Origin of the sequence: Paraburkholderia solitsugae, assembly GCF_013177695.1 — a bacterium.
GTDB classification, from domain to species: domain Bacteria; phylum Pseudomonadota; class Gammaproteobacteria; order Burkholderiales; family Burkholderiaceae; genus Paraburkholderia; species Paraburkholderia solitsugae.
In genome coordinates, this window is the sequence record NZ_WOEY01000065.1 from 185,686 (window position 1) to 208,095 (window position 22,410).

General features: G+C 59.3%; 17 protein-coding genes and 1 pseudogene. 4 read left to right on the forward strand and 14 right to left on the reverse strand.

The annotated features are described in order from the left end of the window. Nucleotides 1-26: 26 nt before the first annotated feature. Nucleotides 27-1,421 carry an L-serine ammonia-lyase gene (locus tag GNZ12_RS16685; RefSeq protein ID WP_172311610.1) on the reverse strand — a complete coding sequence of 465 codons (1,395 nt, stop codon included), beginning with the start codon at nt 1,419-1,421 and terminating at the stop codon, nt 27-29. Between the two features lie 319 nt (nt 1,422-1,740). Between GNZ12_RS16685 and GNZ12_RS16690 the strand changes: the two genes are divergently transcribed. Beyond that, on the forward strand, nt 1,741-2,823 hold the full coding sequence (locus tag GNZ12_RS16690) for a GlxA family transcriptional regulator (protein ID WP_172311612.1): 1,083 nt from the start codon (nt 1,741-1,743) through the stop codon (nt 2,821-2,823). A gap of 362 nt (nt 2,824-3,185) precedes the next feature. Here GNZ12_RS16690 and GNZ12_RS16700 read toward each other — a convergent pair whose 3' ends face one another. Together GNZ12_RS16700 and GNZ12_RS16705 are read right to left on the reverse strand one after the other, a co-directional pair. Further along, the gene (locus tag GNZ12_RS16700) at nt 3,186-3,731 is read right to left on the reverse strand and encodes a hypothetical protein (protein WP_172311616.1); all 546 of its coding nucleotides are present in this window, start codon (nt 3,729-3,731) and stop codon (nt 3,186-3,188) included. Then, nucleotides 3,728-6,211, reverse strand: coding sequence for a glycoside hydrolase family 19 protein (locus tag GNZ12_RS16705; RefSeq protein WP_172311618.1), 2,484 nt, complete (start codon nt 6,209-6,211; stop codon nt 3,728-3,730). Before GNZ12_RS16705 ends, GNZ12_RS16700 begins: the two co-directional genes overlap by 4 nt. Nucleotides 6,212-6,447: 236 nt before the next feature. On the opposite strand from GNZ12_RS16705, the pseudogene GNZ12_RS16710 reads away from it, so the two are divergent. Then, nucleotides 6,448-7,076 (forward strand): annotated as a pseudogene (locus GNZ12_RS16710) (transposase). Between the two features lie 26 nt (nt 7,077-7,102). Here GNZ12_RS16710 and GNZ12_RS16715 read toward each other — a convergent pair. The 6 genes from GNZ12_RS16715 to GNZ12_RS16740 all read right to left on the reverse strand — a co-directional run bounded on the left by GNZ12_RS16715 (nt 7,103) and on the right by GNZ12_RS16740 (nt 14,191). Then, the gene (locus GNZ12_RS16715; protein WP_172311620.1) at nt 7,103-8,479 is read right to left on the reverse strand and encodes an IS4 family transposase; all 1,377 of its coding nucleotides are present in this window, start codon (nt 8,477-8,479) and stop codon (nt 7,103-7,105) included. A 333-nt stretch (nt 8,480-8,812) separates the two neighbouring features. Then, nucleotides 8,813-9,748 carry a choline ABC transporter substrate-binding protein gene (locus tag GNZ12_RS16720; RefSeq protein ID WP_172311622.1) on the reverse strand — a complete coding sequence of 312 codons (936 nt, stop codon included), beginning with the start codon at nt 9,746-9,748 and terminating at the stop codon, nt 8,813-8,815. 128 nt (nt 9,749-9,876) lie between these two features. Then, entirely contained in the window at nt 9,877-10,875 is a 999-nt protein-coding gene (locus tag GNZ12_RS16725) for a GlxA family transcriptional regulator (protein WP_172311624.1), read from the reverse strand. A gap of 7 nt (nt 10,876-10,882) precedes the next feature. Continuing rightward, nucleotides 10,883-11,785 carry a choline ABC transporter permease subunit gene (choW, locus tag GNZ12_RS16730; RefSeq protein ID WP_172311626.1) on the reverse strand — a complete coding sequence of 301 codons (903 nt, stop codon included), beginning with the start codon at nt 11,783-11,785 and terminating at the stop codon, nt 10,883-10,885. Further along, nucleotides 11,778-12,956: a quaternary amine ABC transporter ATP-binding protein gene (locus GNZ12_RS16735; RefSeq protein WP_172311628.1), complete on the reverse strand. Its 1,179-nt coding sequence runs from the start codon at nt 12,954-12,956 to the stop codon at nt 11,778-11,780. Before GNZ12_RS16735 ends, choW begins: the two co-directional genes overlap by 8 nt. Before the next feature lie 356 nt (nt 12,957-13,312). Continuing rightward, nucleotides 13,313-14,191 (reverse strand): alginate lyase family protein, encoded by an 879-nt coding sequence (locus GNZ12_RS16740; RefSeq protein WP_172311630.1) that lies wholly within the window; start codon nt 14,189-14,191, stop codon nt 13,313-13,315. A 507-nt stretch (nt 14,192-14,698) separates the two neighbouring features. Between GNZ12_RS16740 and GNZ12_RS16745 the strand changes: the two genes are divergently transcribed. After that, the gene (locus GNZ12_RS16745; RefSeq protein ID WP_172311632.1) at nt 14,699-15,697 is read left to right on the forward strand and encodes a LacI family DNA-binding transcriptional regulator; all 999 of its coding nucleotides are present in this window, start codon (nt 14,699-14,701) and stop codon (nt 15,695-15,697) included. Nucleotides 15,698-15,741: 44 nt separating this feature from the next. Beyond that, nucleotides 15,742-16,662 (forward strand): aldose epimerase family protein, encoded by a 921-nt coding sequence (locus GNZ12_RS16750; protein WP_172311634.1) that lies wholly within the window; start codon nt 15,742-15,744, stop codon nt 16,660-16,662. A 32-nt stretch (nt 16,663-16,694) separates the two neighbouring features. On the opposite strand, the gene GNZ12_RS16755 is transcribed toward GNZ12_RS16750, so the two are convergent. The 5 genes from GNZ12_RS16755 to GNZ12_RS16775 form a co-directional block, all read right to left on the reverse strand. Next, complete coding sequence (locus tag GNZ12_RS16755; RefSeq protein WP_172311636.1) at nt 16,695-17,528, reverse strand: sugar phosphate isomerase/epimerase family protein; 834 nt, start codon at nt 17,526-17,528, stop codon at nt 16,695-16,697. A gap of 169 nt (nt 17,529-17,697) precedes the next feature. Further along, nucleotides 17,698-18,894, reverse strand: a complete 1,197-nt coding sequence (locus GNZ12_RS16760; RefSeq protein ID WP_172311638.1) for a porin — start codon at nt 18,892-18,894, stop codon at nt 17,698-17,700. A 375-nt stretch (nt 18,895-19,269) separates the two neighbouring features. Further along, complete coding sequence (locus GNZ12_RS16765) at nt 19,270-20,562, reverse strand: MFS transporter (protein ID WP_172311640.1); 1,293 nt, start codon at nt 20,560-20,562, stop codon at nt 19,270-19,272. A 35-nt stretch (nt 20,563-20,597) separates the two neighbouring features. After that, entirely contained in the window at nt 20,598-21,362 is a 765-nt protein-coding gene (locus tag GNZ12_RS16770) for an HpcH/HpaI aldolase family protein (RefSeq protein ID WP_172311642.1), read from the reverse strand. Between the two features lie 83 nt (nt 21,363-21,445). Next, entirely contained in the window at nt 21,446-22,198 is a 753-nt protein-coding gene (locus GNZ12_RS16775; RefSeq protein ID WP_172311644.1) for an SDR family NAD(P)-dependent oxidoreductase, read from the reverse strand. Nucleotides 22,199-22,410: the final 212 nt, after the last annotated feature.

Sequence of the window (22,410 nt, forward strand, 5' to 3'; positions counted from 1 at the left end):
TTGTTACTCTTTGATTCTTAACTTGTTCAACACTCGATGACGTTCACGGCGAGTCCACCGCGCGACGTCTCCTTGTATTTGGTCTTCATGTCCGCACCGGTTTCGCGCATCGTCTTGATCACGTTGTCGAGCGATACATAGTGCTGGCCGTCGCCCTTCATCGCCATGCGCGCGGCGTTCAGCGCCTTGATCGCGCCCATCGCGTTACGTTCGATGCAGGGAATCTGCACGAGGCCGCCAACCGGGTCGCAGGTCATGCCGAGGTTGTGCTCCATGCCGATCTCGGCGGCATTTTCCACCTGCGTCGGCGTGCCACCCATCACCGCGGCGAGCGCCGCCGCGGCCATCGAACACGCAACGCCCACCTCGCCCTGGCAGCCCACCTCGGCGCCCGAAATCGAGGCCGTTTCCTTGTAGATGATGCCGATCGCGGCAGCCGTCAGCAGGAAGGTGACGATGCCCTCGTCGTTCGACGCATGCATGAACTTCACGTAGTAATGCAGCACCGCGGGAATCACGCCGGCCGCGCCGTTGGTCGGCGCCGTGACGACGCGCCCACCCGCTGCGTTTTCTTCGTTCACGGCCATGGCGTAGAGATTGACCCAGTCGAGTATCGACAGCGGATCGCGCAGCGACTCTTCCGAGTGCGAACGCAATTGCGCGCACAGGTCGGCCGCGCGGCGCTTCACGTGCATCGGGCCGGGCAACTCGCCACGCACCTTGCAGCCGCGTTCGACGCAGGCGGACATGACACGCCAGATCGCCAGCAGCCCTTCACGCACTTCCTGTTCGGGGCGCGACGCGCATTCGTTGCGCAACGTCACCTCGGCGATCGACAAACCCGTTTCCCGGCAGACACGCATCAGATCGTCGCAGGTGCGAAACGGATACGGCACTTCCGCGCCGGCACGCAGGCCATTGACGCGGTCGCCTTCGCGATTGATCACAAAGCCGCCGCCGACCGAGTAATACTCTTTCTCCACCAGCAGTTGGCCGTTTTCGTCGAAAGCCTGAAAACGCATGCCGTTCGGATGCACGATGCTCGAACCCGGCGCGCCCGGCATCAGCTTGCGGAAGAAACCGAGGTGTTCGCGCTCGTCGAATTTGATGGGGTGCTTGCCAAGCAGCACCAGTTGCTTCGTCTCGCGGATCGCCTGCAGGCGCGGTTCGATCACGTCCGGGTCGATCAGATCGGGCAGATTGCCTTCGAGGCCGAGCAGCACCGCCTTGTCCGTGCCATGCCCTTTCCCGGTCGCACCGAGCGAGCCAAACAGTTCGACCTTGACGCGGCGCACGAAGCCCAGCAGATTGGCGTCTTCGATATGCGAGGCGAAGCGGCATGCAGCGATCATCGGCCCGACCGTGTGTGAGCTGGAGGGACCGATGCCGATCTTGAACAGATCGAAGACGCTGACGTTCATGGTGTGCCTTTTACGTTGCGATACCTGGGGTGCCGGGTTTGGCTTGAACTAGGCCCTATTGCACCGCACGTCAAATTCGACCGATAGAATAAAAACGGCATGACAGTGGGATAGTGTCGTCAAACGGCCCGCGCCCCAAGCGCAGCGGCGGATTTGCGATGACTTCTGACGCATTTGCGACAGGCGCGGAGGTTGCGGCTGGCGATGCTGGGGCTGTGCTGAAACGGTCCCAATGAATGGCCCGATCATTGGCCCAATGAAGCGCCGCCTATCCCCGGTGCTATGCTTGATTCAACCCTTTCCCTTGCTGGCTGCATGCATGAATTCCGCTGAACAGCGTCCCCTTCAATCGATCGACGGCCCCTCGAAGCAGCGCATCCGCTTCGGCATCATCCTGCTGCCGAACTTCACGCTGACGGCGTTCTCGGGGTTCGTCGACCTGCTGCGCCTGTCCGCGGATGAAGGCGACTTCAGCAAGCCTGTGCGCTGTTCGTGGAGCGTAATAGGGGAAACCCTCGCTCCGGTGCGCGCGAGTTGCGGCATCCAGATCACACCGTGGGAGACGTTCGAAAACGCCGAACCGTTCGATTACGTCGTCGTGGTGGGTGGCCTGCTGCATTCGGGGCCGGCCGCGAGCGATGCGACGCTGGCCTTCATCCGCCGCGCTGCCGCCACCGATGCAACGCTGGTCGGCATGTGCACGGGTGTGTTTTCGCTGATGCGCGCGGGCGTGCTGGAAGGCCACCGTATCTGCGTGAGCTGGTTTCACTACTGGGATTTCATCGAGCGCTTTCCGTCGGTCAATGAGGATGCACTGGTAGCGGACCGGCTGTTTGTGATCGACCGTCGGCGCATTACGTGTTCTGGGGGACGGGCATCGATCGACGTGGCGGCCGCGATTTTGCTGCGCCACTTTGAAACCGCAACCGTGCAAAAGGCGCTGCGCATCCTGCTGGTCGACGATATGCAGAAGGGTAATGCGCCGCAGCCGCATCCACCGGGGTTGGCGCCCGCCGCGCATCCCAAGGTGAAGCGGGCGATTCTGCTGATGGAGCAGCATGTGGGGCGTTCGTTGTCGCTCGATGAACTGGCGCGCAAGCTTGATCTGTCGCCGCGTCAGCTCGAACGGCTCTTCAAGGCGCAAACCGGTAAGGCGCCGCAGGCGTATGCAAAGCAGGTGCGTTTGCGCACTGCTGCGTGGCTGCTGACGAGTTCGGATAAAACGGTGGCGGATATCGCGTCGAGCTGCGGCTTTTCCGACGCGTCGCATCTGGGCCGCGAATTCCGCAAGCAGTTCGGCCTGCCGCCGATGATGTACCGTGAGCAACGTGGTACGGCGGCCGAAGTGGATGACGGCTCGGGATATGACGAAACCTTTCCGGGGCGGGCTCGGGCTATTTGAGCGCGGTTAGCGCGAGCAGGTCGGAACGCCGCTGCTCGCCGGGACAATACCCGCCGCCGATATCAGAATGCACGCCCGGCCACACAAGCTGTTCACGGATGCGCTGCTGTTGCGAGCTGGTGTCAGCGGGAAGCAGGTGCGCACTTCGTGGCTGGCAACGATGTGAAATCACCGTCTGACCTGATCGGTCACATTCATCAGCATGCGCGCGGCGGCGCGCCACACCCAAACTCAAACCCTACAGCTCTTCATGTGCCCACCCAGTCAAATCTCGCGCCATCTGTCGCCCAAATTACGAGAGTAAACGACAATTCGCCAGACGAGTCCGCATTGGTTATAAGCCTGACGTCGCTTCAATGAAATCACTTGTAGCCCCATTCAAGGAGCTGACGTTTTACAGCTGATGCGTTCTTATATTTGTCTGTTACAGACTGTCCTTCGCGCGTACCATCGAAGCCAACGCCGAAGCGTTTGGTCAGTCCGGTATCCTGTCGCAACTTCGGCAACGCCCCGCGTTTCTCGATCCGTTCGTCGTAGGCAAACACCTGATAAATGCTTCCCCCGGTTCCTATGGATGGACTGTCAGCAGCCCATGCCACTATGATAAAAAGCTTCTTCGGCTTTTTTCCATTCACGAATACGCTCTTTATTTCCGGAGTAACCCCGCCTTCTGCTTCATAAAAATCAACGAAGACACTGCCCGTTGCTGTCACACCTGTTATATATACCCCTACCCCATCTCCATCCTGGCTCTGCTCCGAATGGAACTCTATGTTCGCTCCGCCACCCAAAAATGGGATGCGGTAACTCTGCTGTTCGGCTGCGCTCGATATACCGGACCAGAAAAGGGTGAGGCTCAAACTCAGAATGAACAGTCGCACAACGGTTGTTAAAACACGTTTTCTCATTGGCCAACCTCTCTGAAAATTCCGGTGTTCCATATGGCGTGAAAGTTGTTTTTCCGAGCACCGTAGCTGTCCGTATTGAGATTAATAACTGCCGTAATCTTATCGACTACGTCGTCCGTGTGTCCCGTGTCAGCAATCTCCGGCAGATGATTGGCAATCCAGAAATAGATCGGTGAACGCACTGCATACCGCATTTCTGATACCAAATCAGGATTAGCAATAAAATTGACGTCGTCGCCAGCCCACAAAGTGGGATAAAAACTCTGAAAGCCACCATAGTTGGCTCTCCCGGTAAGTTGCTTAAGTCCTCTGCCTCTGTACCGCCAACCATCGCCACTCTCCACAGAGCCATTTCCGATTTTGTGTGCGTAGGCACGGTTTGCAATAGGTTCTGGCTGCGCCGCGTGCGACGCGGTTTTTCCGTACAACTCAGCTTCGCCCGGATGTGCTGAGAAATACGAAAACTTTTGTGACAATACGTACGACCGATAGTTGAGGTTCTCCGACGTGTTAAGACTGGTGCCCGCCTCTTGCCGGATTTGGGCAAAGAAGTGCGACAACCGAAGTGACGAACCAAGCTTGTAGTCGCCGAGACGGGGATTGAGTTCATCCGCCACAATCTTCAGCTGATCAGTCGATGCCTCTGTGAAGATGCGCTTAAGCATTTCAACGGTGATTTTGCCCGGGGCACGAAAGAAATTTCCCACCAGTCCGATCGGATGAATATGAAAAACATCTGACCTAGGCAGGTCAGTCAAGTGGCTCTTGACGTCGTCCCACCAGACAAGTTTTTCGATCCGCTTCTGCTCCGCCTCGTGCTGAGCTTGCGGGCCCGTCTGCTTTTCGATCTCCGCAATGAGTTGCGTCCACTTGTCCGGATTAGCCCACTCGCTCTCGTGCCTGACGATCAACCTTGACATGCGCAAGTCAGTCCACGGATTCTCCGCGGCGGCGCAGAGCTCATCCGCGGCCCTGCCGCCGTATCCAGTCGGATATATCGCTCGATAGATTGATGCCATCAGCGGACTGAGTTTGCCGAGCGCTCCCGGTTCCGGCACGTCCGCGCCGATCGCATAGTCGACAAATGCTTTCGTGGTTGCAAACATTGTGTTCGTCGGATCATGCGTGTCCTCCAGGGTCTGGAAGTCCACCCACTTCTGCGCAAACTCGCGGGTCACCCGACCGCCCGCAAAGCTCTGCTCCCGCACCCAGCCATCGATGGCATGGCCCTGTACGTCCGCACTGTCCACATGCAACCAGCGCAGCTTCAGGCCGTCCGGACCCGGTGCGGTTTCCATGACCTGCTTTTCGCTATGCTTCGCCATCTCGGCGAGCGCAGCGACCTGGATCACGCCCGTTTGTTTCGCATCCTGTCCCTGCTGGTTTGCTAACCTATACAACGTGGTATTTTTGTCGACGCGCAGGATCGTCGGGGCGCCTGGCAGACCCAATTGCTGCCATCGGTCGGGATTCGCCCCGTTGTTGCTGATCCACGTTCGACCCTGCTCCATGAACGACTTGATGCTGTCGTCACAGAACACCTCAATGTGGACCATGCGGTTTGAGGTCGGCTGACTCAACGAGTCGTAGCGGCCCAGATGACCGATCAGGTCGCCTGCATTGATGTGAACCGGCGTGGATGGCACCACCACGCGATCAAGCGACGAGTCCGGCATGATTTCCTCGACAACGGGACCGCCGTTTTCCCTGCCCAGGAAGATCCATCCACTCGCAGCATTCGCAGCGACAAGCCCGCCCGCCGTCGGCGCAAGCAATTGCGCCCCATGCGTATCCTTTAGCCTGCCCCAGTCTCCATCGCGTTGGCCGATGCTGACCAGTGCTCCTTGCGGCAAAATGCCGAGGACCGTGCCGTGTGGTTTCGTCGCACGTATCCTTAGCCCCTGCTGTCCGGCGGGCGCCACCTGGCCGTTCGGGCCGGCGTGAGGTTTGTCCGTGGCGAACCCAGTAACCTTCAACTGCATCGACCAGTACGCAGGCTTCAGCCGCGACGCATCACTTTCATAGCCCGCGAGATCCTGCAGATGCATGTACAGACTGAAAAACGTCAGCGTGGTACCTCGCGGAAACTCCATCGAGTGACGTACCAGCGCAAACCCCGTGCTATACGATGCGCTGATCGCCGGCTTGCCGTTCTGGGTAGGAATCTCGCTGACCAGGTAGGTGCGGTTGACACGCCAGGCAACCACCTCGCCCCCGGCAATGCATCGCACGCCATGTTTCAGGTCCAGAAATCGACCCGCCCCGGCTTCTGTAACATGAATTCCACCATGCCACATTCCCTTGCCGCTGACCGAAAAGGAGCCCGACGGTTCCTGTTTCAATACTTTGTGGAAATCGTGCTCATCAGTAAAGTCAGCGGATGAGCCCGCATTGCCTTGCCCCTTCTTGCGAAACGGAAACGCAAAGCCAAGCTGCTTCAAACGAGTGCTGGGCGAACTCGGCGGTGTCGTATTTGCCATGATTCCGCCTATTCAGAAAACCCGAAGTTCATATCGCCCTTCACATCCTTGAGGGGAGCGTCGGACCAGTTGGGGAACGTGAAATTGCCACCAGCCGGATCTTCGACATTCAGGCCGCCCGCGACCTGTACCTCGAATCGGTGAAAATTCCTCCGCCGTGGCCCGTGCTATCGCCTTCGTATGCTAGTTTTTTCAAACCGATACTTACCGTCGCGTTATACCTGAAGCGCGAATCCATTTGCGTAACGTACAACCGTTCGCTTGATGAAAATCAACTTCCACTCCTGAGTGATGTGTCGGACGAAGAATGGAGCTTTGTTGTCCCTTACCTGACGTTGATGAATAAGGAAGCGTCCCAGCCCAAGCATGATTTGCGAGAAGTGTCTAACGCACCGCGCTTGATAGCGCGCGCGGGGTATGACGGATACAAGCGCATGAACGGCAGCAAGGTGCACATGGCGGTCGATACGCTGGACCATCTGCTCGCGGTGCAGTGACGCCGGCCAGCGAACAGGAGCGTGCCCAGGTTCAGGAGCTGGCGCAGCAGGTACCGCAGGTGAGTGGCCAGACAGTGAAGCTGGCCTTTGCCGACCAGGGCTATACGGGCGAAGAGTCCGCGAAAGCCGCGCGTGATGAAGGTATCGAATTGCAAGTCATCAAGCTGCCGGAGGCCAAAAAATGGATTCGTTCTTCTGCCTCGACGATGGGTGGTTGAACGCAGCTTCGGTTGGCTCAACTGGTTTCGACGGCTCGCGCGCGACTATGAACGGCCCCTTGAAACTCCGGCACTCTGGCCGGTTTGCATTTCGTTGTTTTCGCCATCCTGATGCTCGTTCATGCCGCTCCCATACTGCAAAGTTCATAACAAGCTCTAAGCTGAATGGCACTTACTTAAGCCCGTGGCGCGTGCCCATATTTTCGGACGCGCTCGCGTGCGATGTGACGAGGCTCTTTCAGCCATGGGTAAGACTTCGGTCTTCGTTTCCGCATTCGTGGTTCGATGCGACCGGGGCGATTCCCAACGCAAGACTGCGCGATCAGGTTGAACAGGAGACTCTGGTCGTGGGTCGCTGTCAGACCTCGGGCCAGCCATTCAGTCCATAACTGCACGGTGTGTTTGAAACTCAGTGTTCGCGGATCGGTGGCATAGTGGCTCGCGGCCTGAGCCATCAGCAACCGGATCACGTTATAGGCCAGCAGATGGACCCAGATCTCCTTCTCGTTCATGTTGGCGGTCTGGCAATGCAGTACGTCCATACCCATCGTCGTCCTGATGTTACGTAGATCCAGTTCCACGTTCCAGCGCCTGGCGTACAACTGCGAGAGGTCCTGTTTGCTGGTCTTGCGTGCATCAAGCATCGTGGTGACCAGCACCCGGTGATGCAGCCTGGACTCGCGCACCATCAGTTCATCGGGGAAGGCCTGGTACTGCTCACGCGTCATCCAGTCGGGACGCTGCCGGGGTTTGGGCCACGTCACAATGTGATCGCGCATGCCCAGCGACTTGCCTCGCCGAAAGTCGGTGCGGCGCGCCCCATGCTGTTCCATCACGACATCCACTCCGGCGGCGATCATTGAGGCCATCAGAAAGTAGTGGCAGTACAAGGCATCGGCGACGATCACATCACCTTTGCAAAACGTATCTTGCAGCATGCGAAACGCCGTCAGCTCCCCGCTGCCTTTGCCTGCGTACGTTCCAACACCCGCCTCCAGCAATGCGCCGCTTGCCAGACAGATCACCGCAACCAGATAGGCTAACGGAAATCCCACTCCTTCGGCCTGAGAACCGGATTGCGGGAAGCGGGCCTGGTTCGACGGCGTATCGGGCATCGAGATCCCTGTACCGTCAACCAGCTTGACCGGGCGCCCGCGCCACTTCCAGGCCGGTCTGGCCTGCTCGTGCAGTTGACGTCCTGTCTCGCGCGTCAACTCTCGCACCATCGTCAGCGGCAGTCTCTGGCGAGCGCGGCAGTAGCCTCCCGTACGCACACTCATGGGTCGCAGCCCGTCGGCAGCTCGCTGCGCGGCCCACCCGTTGACCGCCTTCTGACACGAGGCGTCCTCTTCCAGCGCCTGGCGCATGAACATCGACAGCGTCACCGTCGGCGGATACAGTCGTTCCCGATGTTCTGGCAAATGCGCTTCCGTTATGTCCAACAGCCCGGGGCTCGTCAATATGTTGAAGTAGTCAACCGCCTGGGCTCTGCGTGCCCGGCTTTGAACGCCGCCTAGTGTTTGCCTGTGATGACTTCGTGCATTACGATCCATGGGGGCTGGTCCTTGGAATGAGACGGGTGTTTGCCTAGTAACAACCATCCTATCAATCCCTGGATCAGCCTCCTCCGTTTCTCTTCAAGTACTTACCCGCGTCTTCTCCTCCATGCTGACTTAAGTAAGTGCCATTCGCTCTAAGCTCGGTGCGTGACTTTGCATCACGGTCCTTCAGGTATCGCCCGGTGTATTGAAATGTCGAGTCGGCGCGTGCGTTCGGTCGAACCAAACCGTGTGGTTTAGCGGCCGGAGCACACGCCCGTTTCAAACGCAATCGTTGCCTATGCTGAGCTTGAGTTTCGGGCAGTGTGTCCGGCGTTCAGTCAACCCTCACTGCCCCGCAACATAAGCCTTCACCGCCGGCAACCCATCCTTCCCATCAAAGGTCTTCACGCCCGCAAGCCACTTGTCGAGCACACCCGGATTCGCCTTCAGCCAATCCTTTGCCGCCTTGTTCGGGTCTGTCTTGTTCATGATCGGCAGCATCACGTGGTTCTCGATGTCGGTCGTGAAGTGTAGATTCGACACCAGCTTTGCGACGTTCGGGCAACGCGTCGAGTAATCAGTCGGGACGACCGTCATCACCTTGGCTTCGCCGTAGTTCGGACCGAACACGTCGTCGCCACCGGACAGATAATCGATCTTCATCTGCACGTTCATCGGATGCGGTTCCCAGCCGAGAAACACGATCGGCTTCTTCTCGCGAATCGCCCGATTCACTTCGACCAGCATGCCCGCCTCGCTCGACTCCACCAGCTTGAACTTGCCAAGGCCGTACTGGTTGCTGTCGATCATCTTCTTGATCAGCGCATTGCCGTCATTACCCGGTTCGATGCCGTAGATCTTGCCGTCGAGCTTGTCGTAATTCTTCGCGATGTCGGAGAAGTTTTTGATGCCCGCCTGATACGCGTAGTCCGGCACGGCGAGCGTGTATTTCGCTCCGGTCAGGTTCGGCGTGGGCAGCACGGTGAGCTGACCGGCCTTCCTGAACGGATCGATCATCGGGTCCATGGTCGGCGACCAGTAGCCGAGAAACACGTCGATCTGTTTGCTCTTCACACCCGCAAAGGTGATCGGCACCGAAGCGATAGTTTTGGTCGGCTTGTAGCCGAGGCCTTCGAGCACCGTCGAGGCGAGACCGGTCGTCGCCGCGATATCAGTCCAGCCGACGTCGGCGAACCGGACGTCCTGGCAGGTGGCAGGTTCCGCAGCGAAAACAGACGACACCGACAGCGCGCACAACGACGCAGCCCACACATGTTTCATGGCGTTCCCTCAGGGTGATTGAAGCTTGAAGCTAGACCGGTTTGATTAACCGAATTTTCCAGGCGCGATTAATTGCGCCGACTTCCTTGATGCCAACTCATTTACGCCAACTTATCCACGTCAATAACTCACGCTGACAACCGCCGCTCGACGCTCGGTGCGTGACCAAACTGCGCACGATAGGCCTTGCTGAAATGACACGGCGAATGAAAACCACACACGGCCGTTACTCGCGCAATCGACGCATCCGTATTGCGCAACAGCTCGCGAGCACGACGCAAACGCAGCGTCAGGTAATAGTGCGTCGGCGACACGCTCAGAAACATCTTGAACATGCGCTGCAAATGACGTTGCGACAGATGCACGAGCCGCGCGAGCTCATCGAGCGACAACGGCTCTTCGATATTCGCTTCCATCAGGCGCACCACTTCGATCAGCTCCGCACGCGAGAAACCGACCCGCGCGTCGACAGGAATATGCTGATAATCGGTCGACCCACGAATCCGCTCGACAATAAATTGCTCGGACACTTGCGCCGCGACTGCATGACCAAGACGCATGCCCACCAGGTTCAGCATCAGATCGAGCGGCGCGGTGCCTCCTGTGCAGGTCATCCGGTCACGGTCGATCACGAACAATTCATCGGCGAAACGCACGTGCGGGTAACGCTTGTGCAGCGGCGACATGTCTTCCCAATGCACGGTACAGCGATATCCGTCGAGCAGGTTCGCCGCCAGCAGCGCGTACGGCCCCGTGCAAATGCCCCCCAGCGGAATGCCTTTCGACGCAACCTCTTGCAACAAGGCGATGATCGTCTCGTCCACGTAATCCGCCACATGCCAGCCGGCGCAGACGATCAGCACATCCGGCATGCCCGCTTCGGCCAGCGTCGTGGTCGGCTTCACGGTGATACCGTTACTCGCTCGCGCCGGTTCGCCGTCCGGTGTAATCACCGACCACGTGTAGTGCTGCGCGCGGCCCACGTAGTTGGCCATACGCAGCACCTCGACCGCGCTCGTGAACGCGATCATCGAAAAGTTCGGCAGCGTCAGAAAGCCGAAGTGCGCGAGCCCGGACAGCGGCGAATCGGCTTGGGGCTCGACAGGGACGATCGCGTCGCGCTTCATAGGTTGCTCAGCTGTGCTGGGCCGTCGGCGCCCGGCGCACCTTCATGACACTGCGCAAGCCCGACAGCAGCGGCGCCCGCGCCATGCCCGGCGTGCGGCCGAAGCTTTCCGTGATGCGGTCGAGAATGATTGCCAGCATCACCACCGAGAGGCCGCTTTCGAAGCCGAGGCCGATATCGAGCCGCTGAATACTCGCCAGCACGTCGTTGCCGAGGCCGCCCGCGCCGACCATCGAGGCGATGATCACCATCGAGAGCGCCATCATGATGGTCTGGTTCACACCGGTCATGATCGACGGCAGCGCGTTCGGAAACTGCACCTTGTAGAGCAATTGCAAGGGCGTGCAGCCGAACGCCTGCCCTGCTTCGACGATTTCGCGATTCACATGCTTGATGCCGAGCGACGTGAGGCGCACAGCAGGCGGCATCGCGAAGATCACCGTGGAGAGAATCCCCGGCACGCGGCCGAGACCGAACAGCATGGCCGCCGGAATCAGGTAGACGAACGCGGGCATGGTCTGCATCAAGTCGAGCACGGGGCGCACCATCATTTCGACGGTGCGGCTCTTCGCGGTCCAGATACCGAGCGGCACGCCGAGCAACAGGCTGATCAAGGTCGACGAGAGCGTGAGGCCAAGTGTAATCACCATCTGGTCCCAGAAGCCGGTGCCGTAGATCAGCAGCATCGCCAGCAAGGTGAACAGCGCGAAACGCCAGCCCACCCGCCATAAACCGACGCCCACGAAAAATGCCATCAGCGCCCACATCGGCACCGCTTGCAGGCCATGCTCGATCAGCGCGGCAAAGCTCTCGATGACCTTGCCGATGGAATCGAAGGTTGCTGCGTCGTGGTCGAGCAGGTAGTGAACGCCGTGATCGACCCAGGCGCCAAGTGGAATGATTTCAGACATGGGAACCCCGATGACGAGTGAGAACGTTCAGCACGTTCGTCTTGTTGACCGAACCGCAGTAGGAGCCGTCCGCCTCGACGACCGGCAGCGGCGCGCGGCTCGCCACCACGCGTTCGACGACGTCGTCCAGCGGCGTCGTACGGCGGATGCACTCGATGTGATTGAGTTGCGGCGACGCGCTGCCCATCGCGTCGCGGCACACGAAGCCGCGGAACTTGCGCTCGCTGTCGAGCACGAACGCGTACTCGGCGCTGCCATTGAGCGTCGCGGCCACACTGGAAGCGTCGATCTGCGGCGAATGCTGCATGAGCGGCACGGCGTCGGTTTGCATCAGGTCGCCGGCCGTCAGATAACGGCTGGTATCGATGCCTTCGAAGAACGCGCGCACGTAATCGTCGGCGGGATTGGTGATGATTTGCTGCGGCGTGCCGATCTGCACGACCTTGCCGCCTTCCATGATTGCGATCCGGGTACCGATGCGCATCGCCTCTTCGAGATCGTGCGAGACGAACAGGATGGTGCGTTGTTGCTCGCGTTGCAGATCGAGCAGCACATTCTGCATTTCCTTGCGTTTGAGTGGATCGAGCGCGGAGAACGCTTCGTCCATGATCATCAGCGACGGATTGACCGCCAGCGCCCGCGCCAGACCCACGCGTTGCTGCATGCCGCCTGAAAGCTGCGCCGGCAGCTTTTCCGCGAACGGCGCGAGGCCGACCTGCTCGAGCACGGTCATGGCGCGCTTCTCGCGCTCCTTCTTGCCGATGCCCGCCACTTCCAGCCCGAACGCAGCGTTGGACAGCACCGTGCGTTGCGGCATCAACGCGAAGGACTGGAACACCATGCTCATGTCCTTGCGGCGCAGCGCCGTGAGTTCGGAGCGCGGTACGCTGGCCACATCGCGGCCGTCGATCAGTACTTTGCCGGCCGTCGGCTCGACGAGACGATTGATCAGGCGAATCAGCGTCGACTTGCCGGAGCCGGACAGGCCCATCAGCACGAAGATCTCACCTTCCTTGACTTCGAACGATACGTTGTGGACGCCGACTATCTGACCGGTGCGCGCGAAGACTTCTTCTTTCGTCGCGCCGCCGGCCAGCATGCCGATCGCCTGTTTCGGGTTGGTGCCGAACACCTTGCACAGCCCTTCGACCACGACCTTCGGGGAATTCATTGAATGCTCTCCTATGTCGACCGGAGTTAGCGCTTTAGCTGTCGACCAGAGTTAGCGCTTTAGCGCTTACTCTGGTCCCATGCAAAGCTCTTATTCCGGTCCCATGCAAGATAGTTGCTGCAGTGGCGGACGTCCGTCCGCGCTGTGCATACATAGTTGCCAGAAAAAAGTACGCCTAGCCGACTATTTGCGACAACCACATGTGGAAATGCGACACCGGCGCCGCACGGGCGCCGGCGAGCGACGGGCAAAGCCTTTCTGGATAAGGGTTTGCGAGTACTGAGGGGATCAGGGGAGCGTGTCGCGCCAGAGCAAGTGAGGGGGGCTCTGCGGAAAAAAAGGCCATGCGGGGATGTTCAGGCAAACAGCGCGCGGACAACCGGCTGCGCATTGAGCGCGCTTGCCATGGGTGTGAACTGGGGATCGAGGCGCGAGGCGATCCAGTAGAGGTTCGACGCCTCCTCGCGTTGCCACAGGCCCGAGTAGCCCTCGACGTGTGCCGCAGCGCGCCGCGCATCGAAGCGCACGGTACTATGTACGAATTCCTCATGCTGCTTGTCGCCAGCAGCGTACGGTTCGAGCCAACGCAGCGCGGCGGCAAGCCCGCCCTGTGACGACGCCATGCCGTACCAGTCGTCCCCATGTGCGGCCGCCATCGATGCAGCCATCATCAGCGGTTCAAGATCGTAGACGACGTAGTGCATCGCGTCGCGCTGGTTGAAATCGTAGGTTCGACCATCCGTGCCAATGTTGCCGCTCACATGAGCGAGGAAGCCTTTGCGTACGGCCGCAACCAGAGCGGGATCGCCCGACAGATAAGCGCCGGCGGTCGCCAGCTTGATGCGGTGGCTTTGCCAGTTGTTGAGGCCGGTGCTTGGATCGCCGACGCGTCTCGTGCCCAGATAGCCCGTCGCCATCTGGCGGCCGAGCTGCCTCGTCTTGTCGATGCTCGAGGGCGATAACCGATCCTGCACGAAGTCGAAGCCAAGCAGCAGATCGACGAGATCGGCTTCGTCGATCGGATTGAACGAGGGCGAATATCCTGCTACCCAGGCATCGATATACGCCACGGCCTTGGCTTCGTATGCCGGGTTACCCGTGATACACCAGGCCAATGCCTGGACCAGCGTCTGCCGCCAGTCTTCCTGCGACTGCACACTCGCATCGCGGTCCTGCTCGTGCGGCAGCAAGCCCTGCGTGTGGACGACTGCACGTGGATGCAACTCGCGAGCCAAACCTGCGTCCGCCGCCGACTGTAGCTGGTGTGCCAGGTTCGGAGAAACACGTTGCCGTATTTGTATCGCGCGCATCGCAGACGAAAGCACAAAGCCGCCTTTCACGCCGTCATCCTGTGCGCTCGCTGCGCGAGGCAACGCCGCCATCATCAACATGGCCGGGATCGCGGCTACCCCACCAAGCAGCTGCCGACGGCGAACCGACGGCGTGAGGTTTTGCCCAACTAAAAATCGTTTCACTGTTCGCCTGCGTATTCGGATTTCTGAAGTCCGCCCACTCCGGGGCGAATCGCAAAGAGGTGTCGGTTCACTGCGCCGGGACAGAAAACGTTTTCCAAATATAATAGGGGAGAATTTTCCAGTCAATCGTTTTCCTCTTTCGTGCCAATTGGTGAAAACCCGACTGCGGACTGATGACCGCCGACCGACCGCTCAGCGCCTTCTCATCGTGGTAGTTTACTGTCAACTGAATTTCAACTAGCATTGGAAAACGTTATCCTCAAGCAGATGAAAAAGACCTCCCCTACCATCCGCGATGTCGCGGCCGCCGCTGGTGTTTCCGTCGCCACCGTGTCGAAGTACACGAATGGCTCGCAACGCTTTTCTGCACCGGTCGAGGCCAAACTCAAGAGCGCCATCGAAACACTTGGCTATCGCTCGAATCCGCTGGCGCGCTCGATGATTACCGGCGAGACGCGCACCATCGGCCTCGCGATCCTCGATATCCGCAACCCGCACTTCACGAACATCGTGAAGGGTGCGAACCGGATCGCGCTGCAGAACGACTACACGCTGCTGCTCGTCGATACGGAGGAAAGTCAGGAACGCGAGCGGACGCTGATTGAAGCACTCGCACAACGGGTCGACGGCATGATCGTGAGTTCCCGGATGCCCGATGATTCGGTGCAGTGGATGCTCGAGTTGCACAAGCCCGTGGTGCTGTTCGGCCGCAGCGCGATTTTCCCGATCCCAAGTGTCGGCACTGACGGCTATCTCGCCGCCTACATGCTGACGCGCCATCTGCTGAACCAAGGTCACCGGCGCTTCGCCTATCTCGGCTTCGAGCAGTCGCGCTGGAATAGCGAGCGGATTCGCGGGGTGCAGGCGTGCCTCGAGGAACAGGGCTTGAGCGCAACCGTGTACGACGCGGCGGCGCCCTCGCCGCAAGCCGGCGAGCGCGCCTGCTCGGCCATCATGCTAGGACCGAACCGCCCCGAAGCGGTGGTCTGCTACAACGACCTGATCGCGCTCGGCTTCATCAAGGAAGCACGCGCACTTGGGTTCGCGCTGCCGCAGGACGTGTCGATAGCCGGTTTCGACAACGTGTCCTACGGCGAATACGCATCCCCTTCGCTCACCACGGTCGATCTGCAAAGCGAAAGGATGGGCGAGCTGGCGATGCTCAAACTGATCGACGCACTCGCCGGCAAAAGCGACAGCGAATACTCGTTACTCGAACCACGCCTTGTCGTGCGCGAATCCACGCCGCGCCGCGAAACAACCTGAAAGCTCGACATCGTGTCGAATCATCCTGTCGCGCGAGAAATCCTATGTCAATGTCTTCGCATGAAAAAGCCGGATCGCGGACGCCATACCGGTCGGCAAGCCCGGCGGTAAGGCTGGCAAGCGGCCCCATTGAAATCGAACTGCATCCTGCGCTCGGCGCCCGTATCGGGCGCCTGCGCTACCTTGGCGAGGCGGAACCGTTCGACTATCTCGCGCCGCTTGAAGTCGCCAACTTTAATCCCTCAAGCTGGCCGAGAGCTGGCTGCTTCACGATGCTGCCGTACACAAACAAGTTTCACGGCAACACACTGAAATGGGGCAACGAGGTCATACGCGTTGCCAGTCCCGACGCACCCGCCTTCCTGCATGGCTGGGGACTGCGACAGGCGTGGTCGGTCGTGGAAGCGTCCAGCACGCATTGCACGATGGCGCTTTGTGCCGCGGCAACCGATGCGTGGCCTTGGGCATACCGATCGGAACTGCGCGTGAGCGTGGATGCGGCCGGCATGGATCTCGCGCTGGCCGTATTCAACGAGTCAGCCCGGCCCATGCCAATCGGCATGGGCTTTCATCCGTATTTTTCGATCGACAGCGGCAGCGAAGCAACCGTGAACGCGAGCGCGCGCTGGCAGGCGGATGCAACAAGCGCGGGGCTGCCTGCCGTTCGCGAGGCAGTCGACATGCCATTGCGACTGAGTCTGCAAAACGGCGCGCTGCCCGAGGACACACTGACCTGGTTCTGCGAGACGCCGCGCGCTGAAGCCGTGATCCGTTACCCGAACTCCGGTCGACGGATAAGCTTGTCGTGCCGCGAGGCACAGTATCTGGTCGTTCACTACCGGGCCGGTGAGCGATTTTTGTGCCTTGAACCGTGCACACATCAGGCGGGAGGACTCGACACGCTGACCCATGCGGCACTGCCAGGCCAATCGGTCTCGCTGTCGATGCGATTGCATCTTGCATAGCGCGCCGGCCATCCTGTTCCGCTACGGTAGCCTCACCACCAGGATCGCTCCCGCGCAGCGGATAGTGCGGCGTCAAGCTGCGGCAACTCGGGATGCCAATGCCGCTCCCATTCCAGGCTCAATACCCCGTCGTACCCGTCAGCGCGCAGCGCGGAAAGCAGCGCAGACATTGGAAATTCGCCGTCCCCCGGAAGGACATACGCATACCCGGCGGGCTTTTGTGCACTGGCGACGCTATCCTTGACGTGGATATGCCGCACGTTATCGCGCACTATGGCCCAGGTGCGGACAGGATCCGCACCGCCCTTGCGCCAGGTGTGATGGGCATCCCACAGCACCTGGCATTCCACGCCACCGTCCAGAAAACGGAGGAGGTTCTCTTCGATCGCAAACGCGTCGTGGGTCTCGATGGCGATATCGACTTTCCAGCCGTTGTCGGCACGCAGTTCCTGCCACCAGCGGAGCGTGGACCGTGCACATTCGATTTCGTCGACGCTGCCACTGGTTCCACCGTCGAACACTCGCAACGTCGACGCGCCGCAGGCTTCCGCCCAAGGGACATACCTGATAAATGCCTCACGGCTTTCAGCCGTATTGCCAATCAGACGCAATGAGGTGCCCAGGCTCACAATTCGGACGGACGTCGAGTCCATCAGATCCGCGAGTTTTTCCGGCACGGCATGGCGCGCAGCGAAATAGCCAGGCAAATCCACCATTCCACCCAGCGTACGCAACTCGACGCAGGGTATTTCATGGCGTTGCGCGATCGCTATGACCTCCTGCAACTCATGCTCTCCGCAGCCAAGCGACGAGAAGGCCCGCTTGAATTTAAAATCATCTGAACGTGCAAGATATGACAAATCCATCTCCTCTCGATATGCGGGGTTCTCAATAAGCACAAAGAACAAGGATGATGTGCCACGATGAAAACCTTATTGCAAGAAAGCTTCGGAAGGAAAAAATCAATTCGCCAAACAATAAAATTTGATTGATCCTTGTTCCGAAGCTTTACAAAGCTATGTCAATGTCGACACATTAAAACGTATGCTGAATTGCAGCCACAAAAGTGAACTGATTACGTCCCGATGACGGAGTGCTATTTTGTCCATCACCAACGCTCGCCACTGCATTTTCAATTACAGGCGCTGAAGGCACCCCAGAAGTCGGCGGTGCAAACAAGGTTTGCCCGCTAGCTCGTTGATAGGCCTGGAGAAAATAAACTCTCGTGCGCACCGAGAGTGAATAGATCTCCCCGAATGTAATCTGCTTGTAGCTGGCGGAATCTGTAACGCGGTTGGACTCGCTGGCATGCGTATAAGCATACCCCGCGCCCAGAGTCAGAGCAGGGCTCGCTCTATAAGCGGTGAACACAGCTGCAGTATTGAAGATGGCCTTGTCGGTAAACAATGAATATTGACCTGGTGCGTAAGCCACATTGGATCCGCTCACACCAACCATCAGCTTGCCGACTGTGTAGCGAGCTGAAGCACCGATGATCCGCACACTTTCCGCGGTGAGATACCCACCGTTAATCGCGCTAGTGGCAAAATTGCCCAGCGTTGGGCTTGTCACCAGATTTTTTCCGCCATTATTCAATTTATTAAAACCGATCGCGCCTTCAAATGGGCCGTTACCGTACTGCAAAGCAGCACCGTAGACGCTATCCGACGATATGTCTCCCGCGACACCACCAAACGCATACATTGCGCTGGCCTGAAGACCTTTTACGAGGGGCGTTTTATACAGAACAGAGTTATTGATTCTAAGTCCCGTATCCATGCCGTCGATATCGCCAGGATGCGCGCCCGCCCAACCAGTGAGCGTGCTCCCTCCTCCCAGTCCTGATAATGCGCCCACAGTAAAAAAGTAAGGCGTGTATTGACGGCCTGCGGTGAGGGTACCGTAAGTATCATTCGTCACACCCACAAATGCCTGACGATTGAACATGTATCCGGTTGCACCTTGCGCTCCGTTCAGGCTATTGAAGCCGCCTTCCAATGTAAAAATCGTGCGGGTGCCGCCGCCCAGATCTTCAGTTCCCGTAAATCCAAACCGGTCGCCATTTTTAACGCCTTGCACCAACGACAGATTGGAGTGCCCTCCTTGATTGCTGACGTAGCCAATGCCCGTATCAATCAATCCATACATGGTGACACTTGACTGAGCCATCGCGCCCGACGAAATCATACCGGCGGCGCACAACCCAAGGCTCCCAATAGCCTTTAGCTTCATAGCCTTCTTCCTTATTAGATTCTAAAAGATTCAACGACGGGTCATGCGACTGACGGCATGCCACTGGGCAGTGCAACCGATCTGAATGTTTGTTCCATCTAGTCTCCAAACCATTAGTCAATTTTCTATATGTCAACAACGCTTCAAACCGGGACGCGCACTGCATCATGAGCACCGGAAAAGAAGTGGTAAGACCAGGTCAGACTTCAATCTGACGCTCGATCAAACTGGCAAACCGGACAAGGCGTCTCCAAGTCCTTCTTTATTAGGGATAACGTTTTCCTTTTTGCTCGAAATTGCTACGACAAATTACGATGCCGCCGCAGCAGTCACTGAGGCCCAGGCCTGGCGCCAGGCCGGCTCACGGTTTCAGGATCAGGTGCTCACCGCTGGCGGGGCGTTCGTGTGCAGGACTGCGGGCGCTGGCTTTACCAGCGTCCACAGCAACGTAGCGCCGATCAGGTCGCCGATGCCGAGTGCAACGAAGAACGGCGTGTACCCCACCCGGCTCACGAGCCAGCCCATCGTCATCGTGAAAGAGAAATTGCCAAGCCCTGCGACGAACGCCGCCAAGCCCGTGACCGTGCCGACCTCCCGGCGCGGAAACAGGTCCGCCGACATCGAGATCACCGTGATAGACAGCGTCTGGTGTGCGAAGCCACCGAGACACATCAGGAATATCGCCATCGCCGGGCTGCTCACCACCCCGACGCCGGCCATCCCAATCATCAGCACCGCAGCCATCGTGAACACGATTCGCTTGCCATTGACGATCGGCGTTCCAAAGCGGCGATTTAACCATGCCGATAACGGCCCCCCTACCATGCAACCAAGATCGGCGGCCACGAACGGCAACCATGCCGTCAGGGCGATCGCCTTCAGATCGAAGCCACGTGCCTGATACAGATAGAGCGGCATCCAGTAGCCCAGCGTGCCCCACACCGGGTCCGCGAAAAAGCGGGGCATGGCGATACCCCAGAAATTCCGGTCCTTCAGGATATCGAGCAGCGATGGCTTGGGCTCGTCGCTCGGGCGCAACGCCAACTCCTCCCCTCCCCCGATATACACCGACTCCTCCTTCGTCAACGCCGGGTGCCGGCTCGGATGCCGGTAGAGCACCATCCACAGCATCGACCAGGCAAGACCGAGACCGCCAACGATCAGGAACGCTGCCTGCCAGCTATAGTGCAGGATCGACCAGGCGATCAACGGCGGCGCAAGGATGGCGCCGGTCGACGTCCCGAGATTGAACACACCCGCCGCTGTGCCGCGCTCGTGCGACGGAAACCAGTAAGCTGCCGCACGCATGCCACCAGGGATGAACGATGCTTCTACAAGACCGAGCATGCCGCGCAGCACAAACAGTCCCACCCATCCGCTCGCGAAACCATGCGCCATGCAGATGAACGACCACGCGACACCGCAAATCAAAAAGCCCATCCGCAGCCCAACGCGATCCATCAGATAGCCTGTGAGCGGCGCGCCGATCGGGTACATGATCAGGAACGCGCCCGTAATCCACCCGTATTGCTGGGTGCCGATATGCAGCTGCGCCATTACTGTGGGCGCGGCAACGCTCAGTGAGCTGCGCGCGAGGTAGTTGGTGATCGTGCCCAGCGTCAGCAGGCCGATCATCCACCAGCGCAAGCCCTTTACCTTGATTGTCATGATGTCTCTCTCCATTTTCATTCGCGGCGCGGCGGTTAATTCAGTACGGCTGCCTGTTTCAGCACCGCTTGCGCGCCGTTGCGCAGTAAGCCGATATCGGTTGCCAGCGCAACATAGTCGAAGCCGCTGCGCAGATACTCGGCAGACAGCACCGGGTCCGGCATCAGGATGCCGATCGGTTTGCCGCACTGGTGCGCACGAGCGAACGCATCGTGGATCGCGGCCTGTACTTCGGGATGCCGAAAATCACCGAGATGACCGAGCGCCGCCGCAAGATCGGACGGTCCGATGAAGAGCGCGTCGACGCCGTCCACCTCGGCGATCCGCTCCAGATTCGCAAGCGCCTTGACGGTTTCCAGTTGCACGAGCAGGCACACCTCGTCGTTGGCCTGCTGCAGGTAGTCACTGTCACGACCATAACGGTTCGCACGGGTCGCTGACGACACCCCGCGAATACCCACCGGCGGATAGCGCACGGCCGCCGCCGCGCGAAGCGCGTCCTCCGGCGTGTCGACCATCGGCACCAGCAACGTCTGCGCACCGATGTCGAGCAGACGCTTGATCTGGACGGTGTCGTTCGTGCTGGGACGCACGACCGCGGACACGTCCGATTGTGCGACGCAGCGCAACTGCTCCTGCACCATCGGCACCTCATTGGCCGCGTGCTCGGTGTCAAGGAGAATCCAGTCGCATTCGGACTGGGTCAGAACTTCTACAACATTGCTCGACGCGAGCATGCTCCAGATGCCGAGTTGCTGCTTTCGGGCCAGCAATTGCGTCTTGAACCGGTTGCGCTGCATGAAAGTCTCCTGATGTTGTTAGCAGTCTTGACGAATGCCGAAGCCCGCGCCGACCGGTTCATCTCGCATGTCACACCGTCGCGTCATGCCGGCGTGCGGAGCTGGGCGAGCAGGCCGCCGTCCACCGGCAGTACATGCCCGGTAATAAACGACGCGGCGTCGGATGCGAGGAACAACACGGGCAGCGCGGCTTCGTCCGGATCGCCATGGCGCGGCAGTGGCAAGCCGCGCGCCGCGGCCGGGTTCACCTCGCGCGCATGTGAATGGGGAATCTGCGCGGGCGCGATCGCATTGACCCGGATACCGTGACCACCAAAATCCACCGCAAGGCAACGCGTCAGCGCGTCCACCCCTCCTTTCGTCATGTCGTAAATCGCGTTGTTGCGATGCGCGCGCTGCGCACCCGGCGACGACACATTGACGATCGCGCCCTTATGCCCACGGGCAATCCAGTGGCGAATCACATCGAGACTCAACGCCCACGTCGCTCGAAGATTGACGCCGACGATGCTATCGAAGTCCTCAAGGCTCGCTTCGACCGTGGGCATTTTCGTCTGCGTCATGCCTGCATTGTTGATCAGCAGGTCCGCCCCTCCGAGGCGCGCCGCGCAGGCAAAGATGTCATGCCGGTGCGCGGCATCGGCCAGATCGCCGATAACCAGCTCGCAGCGCTCGCCCAGTTGGGCCGCCAGGCCCGCCAGCGCATCTTCACGCCGGCCGGTCGCGACAACATGCGCACCCGCCTGATGAAAGCGCCGGGCGATGGCCATGCCGATGGCACCGCTCGCGCCAGTCACTACCGCCACTTTGTCGCTGAAATCAAATTGCGTTTGCATCGCTGTATCCATTGAAATTCGGGGAGAGAGAGGTCACAAGCTACTAGAGAGCGAGGAGATCCAAACGTTTTACTAATATCGCCAAATGTCGCGATCTAGTCAAACGTTTTCCTTCGATGATCCGCCCGAACAAACCACGATTGACAGCACCCGGCAAGCTGCATTAGACACCAAGCTGCCATCAGATTTTCACATCTAAAACTGCGCACAAA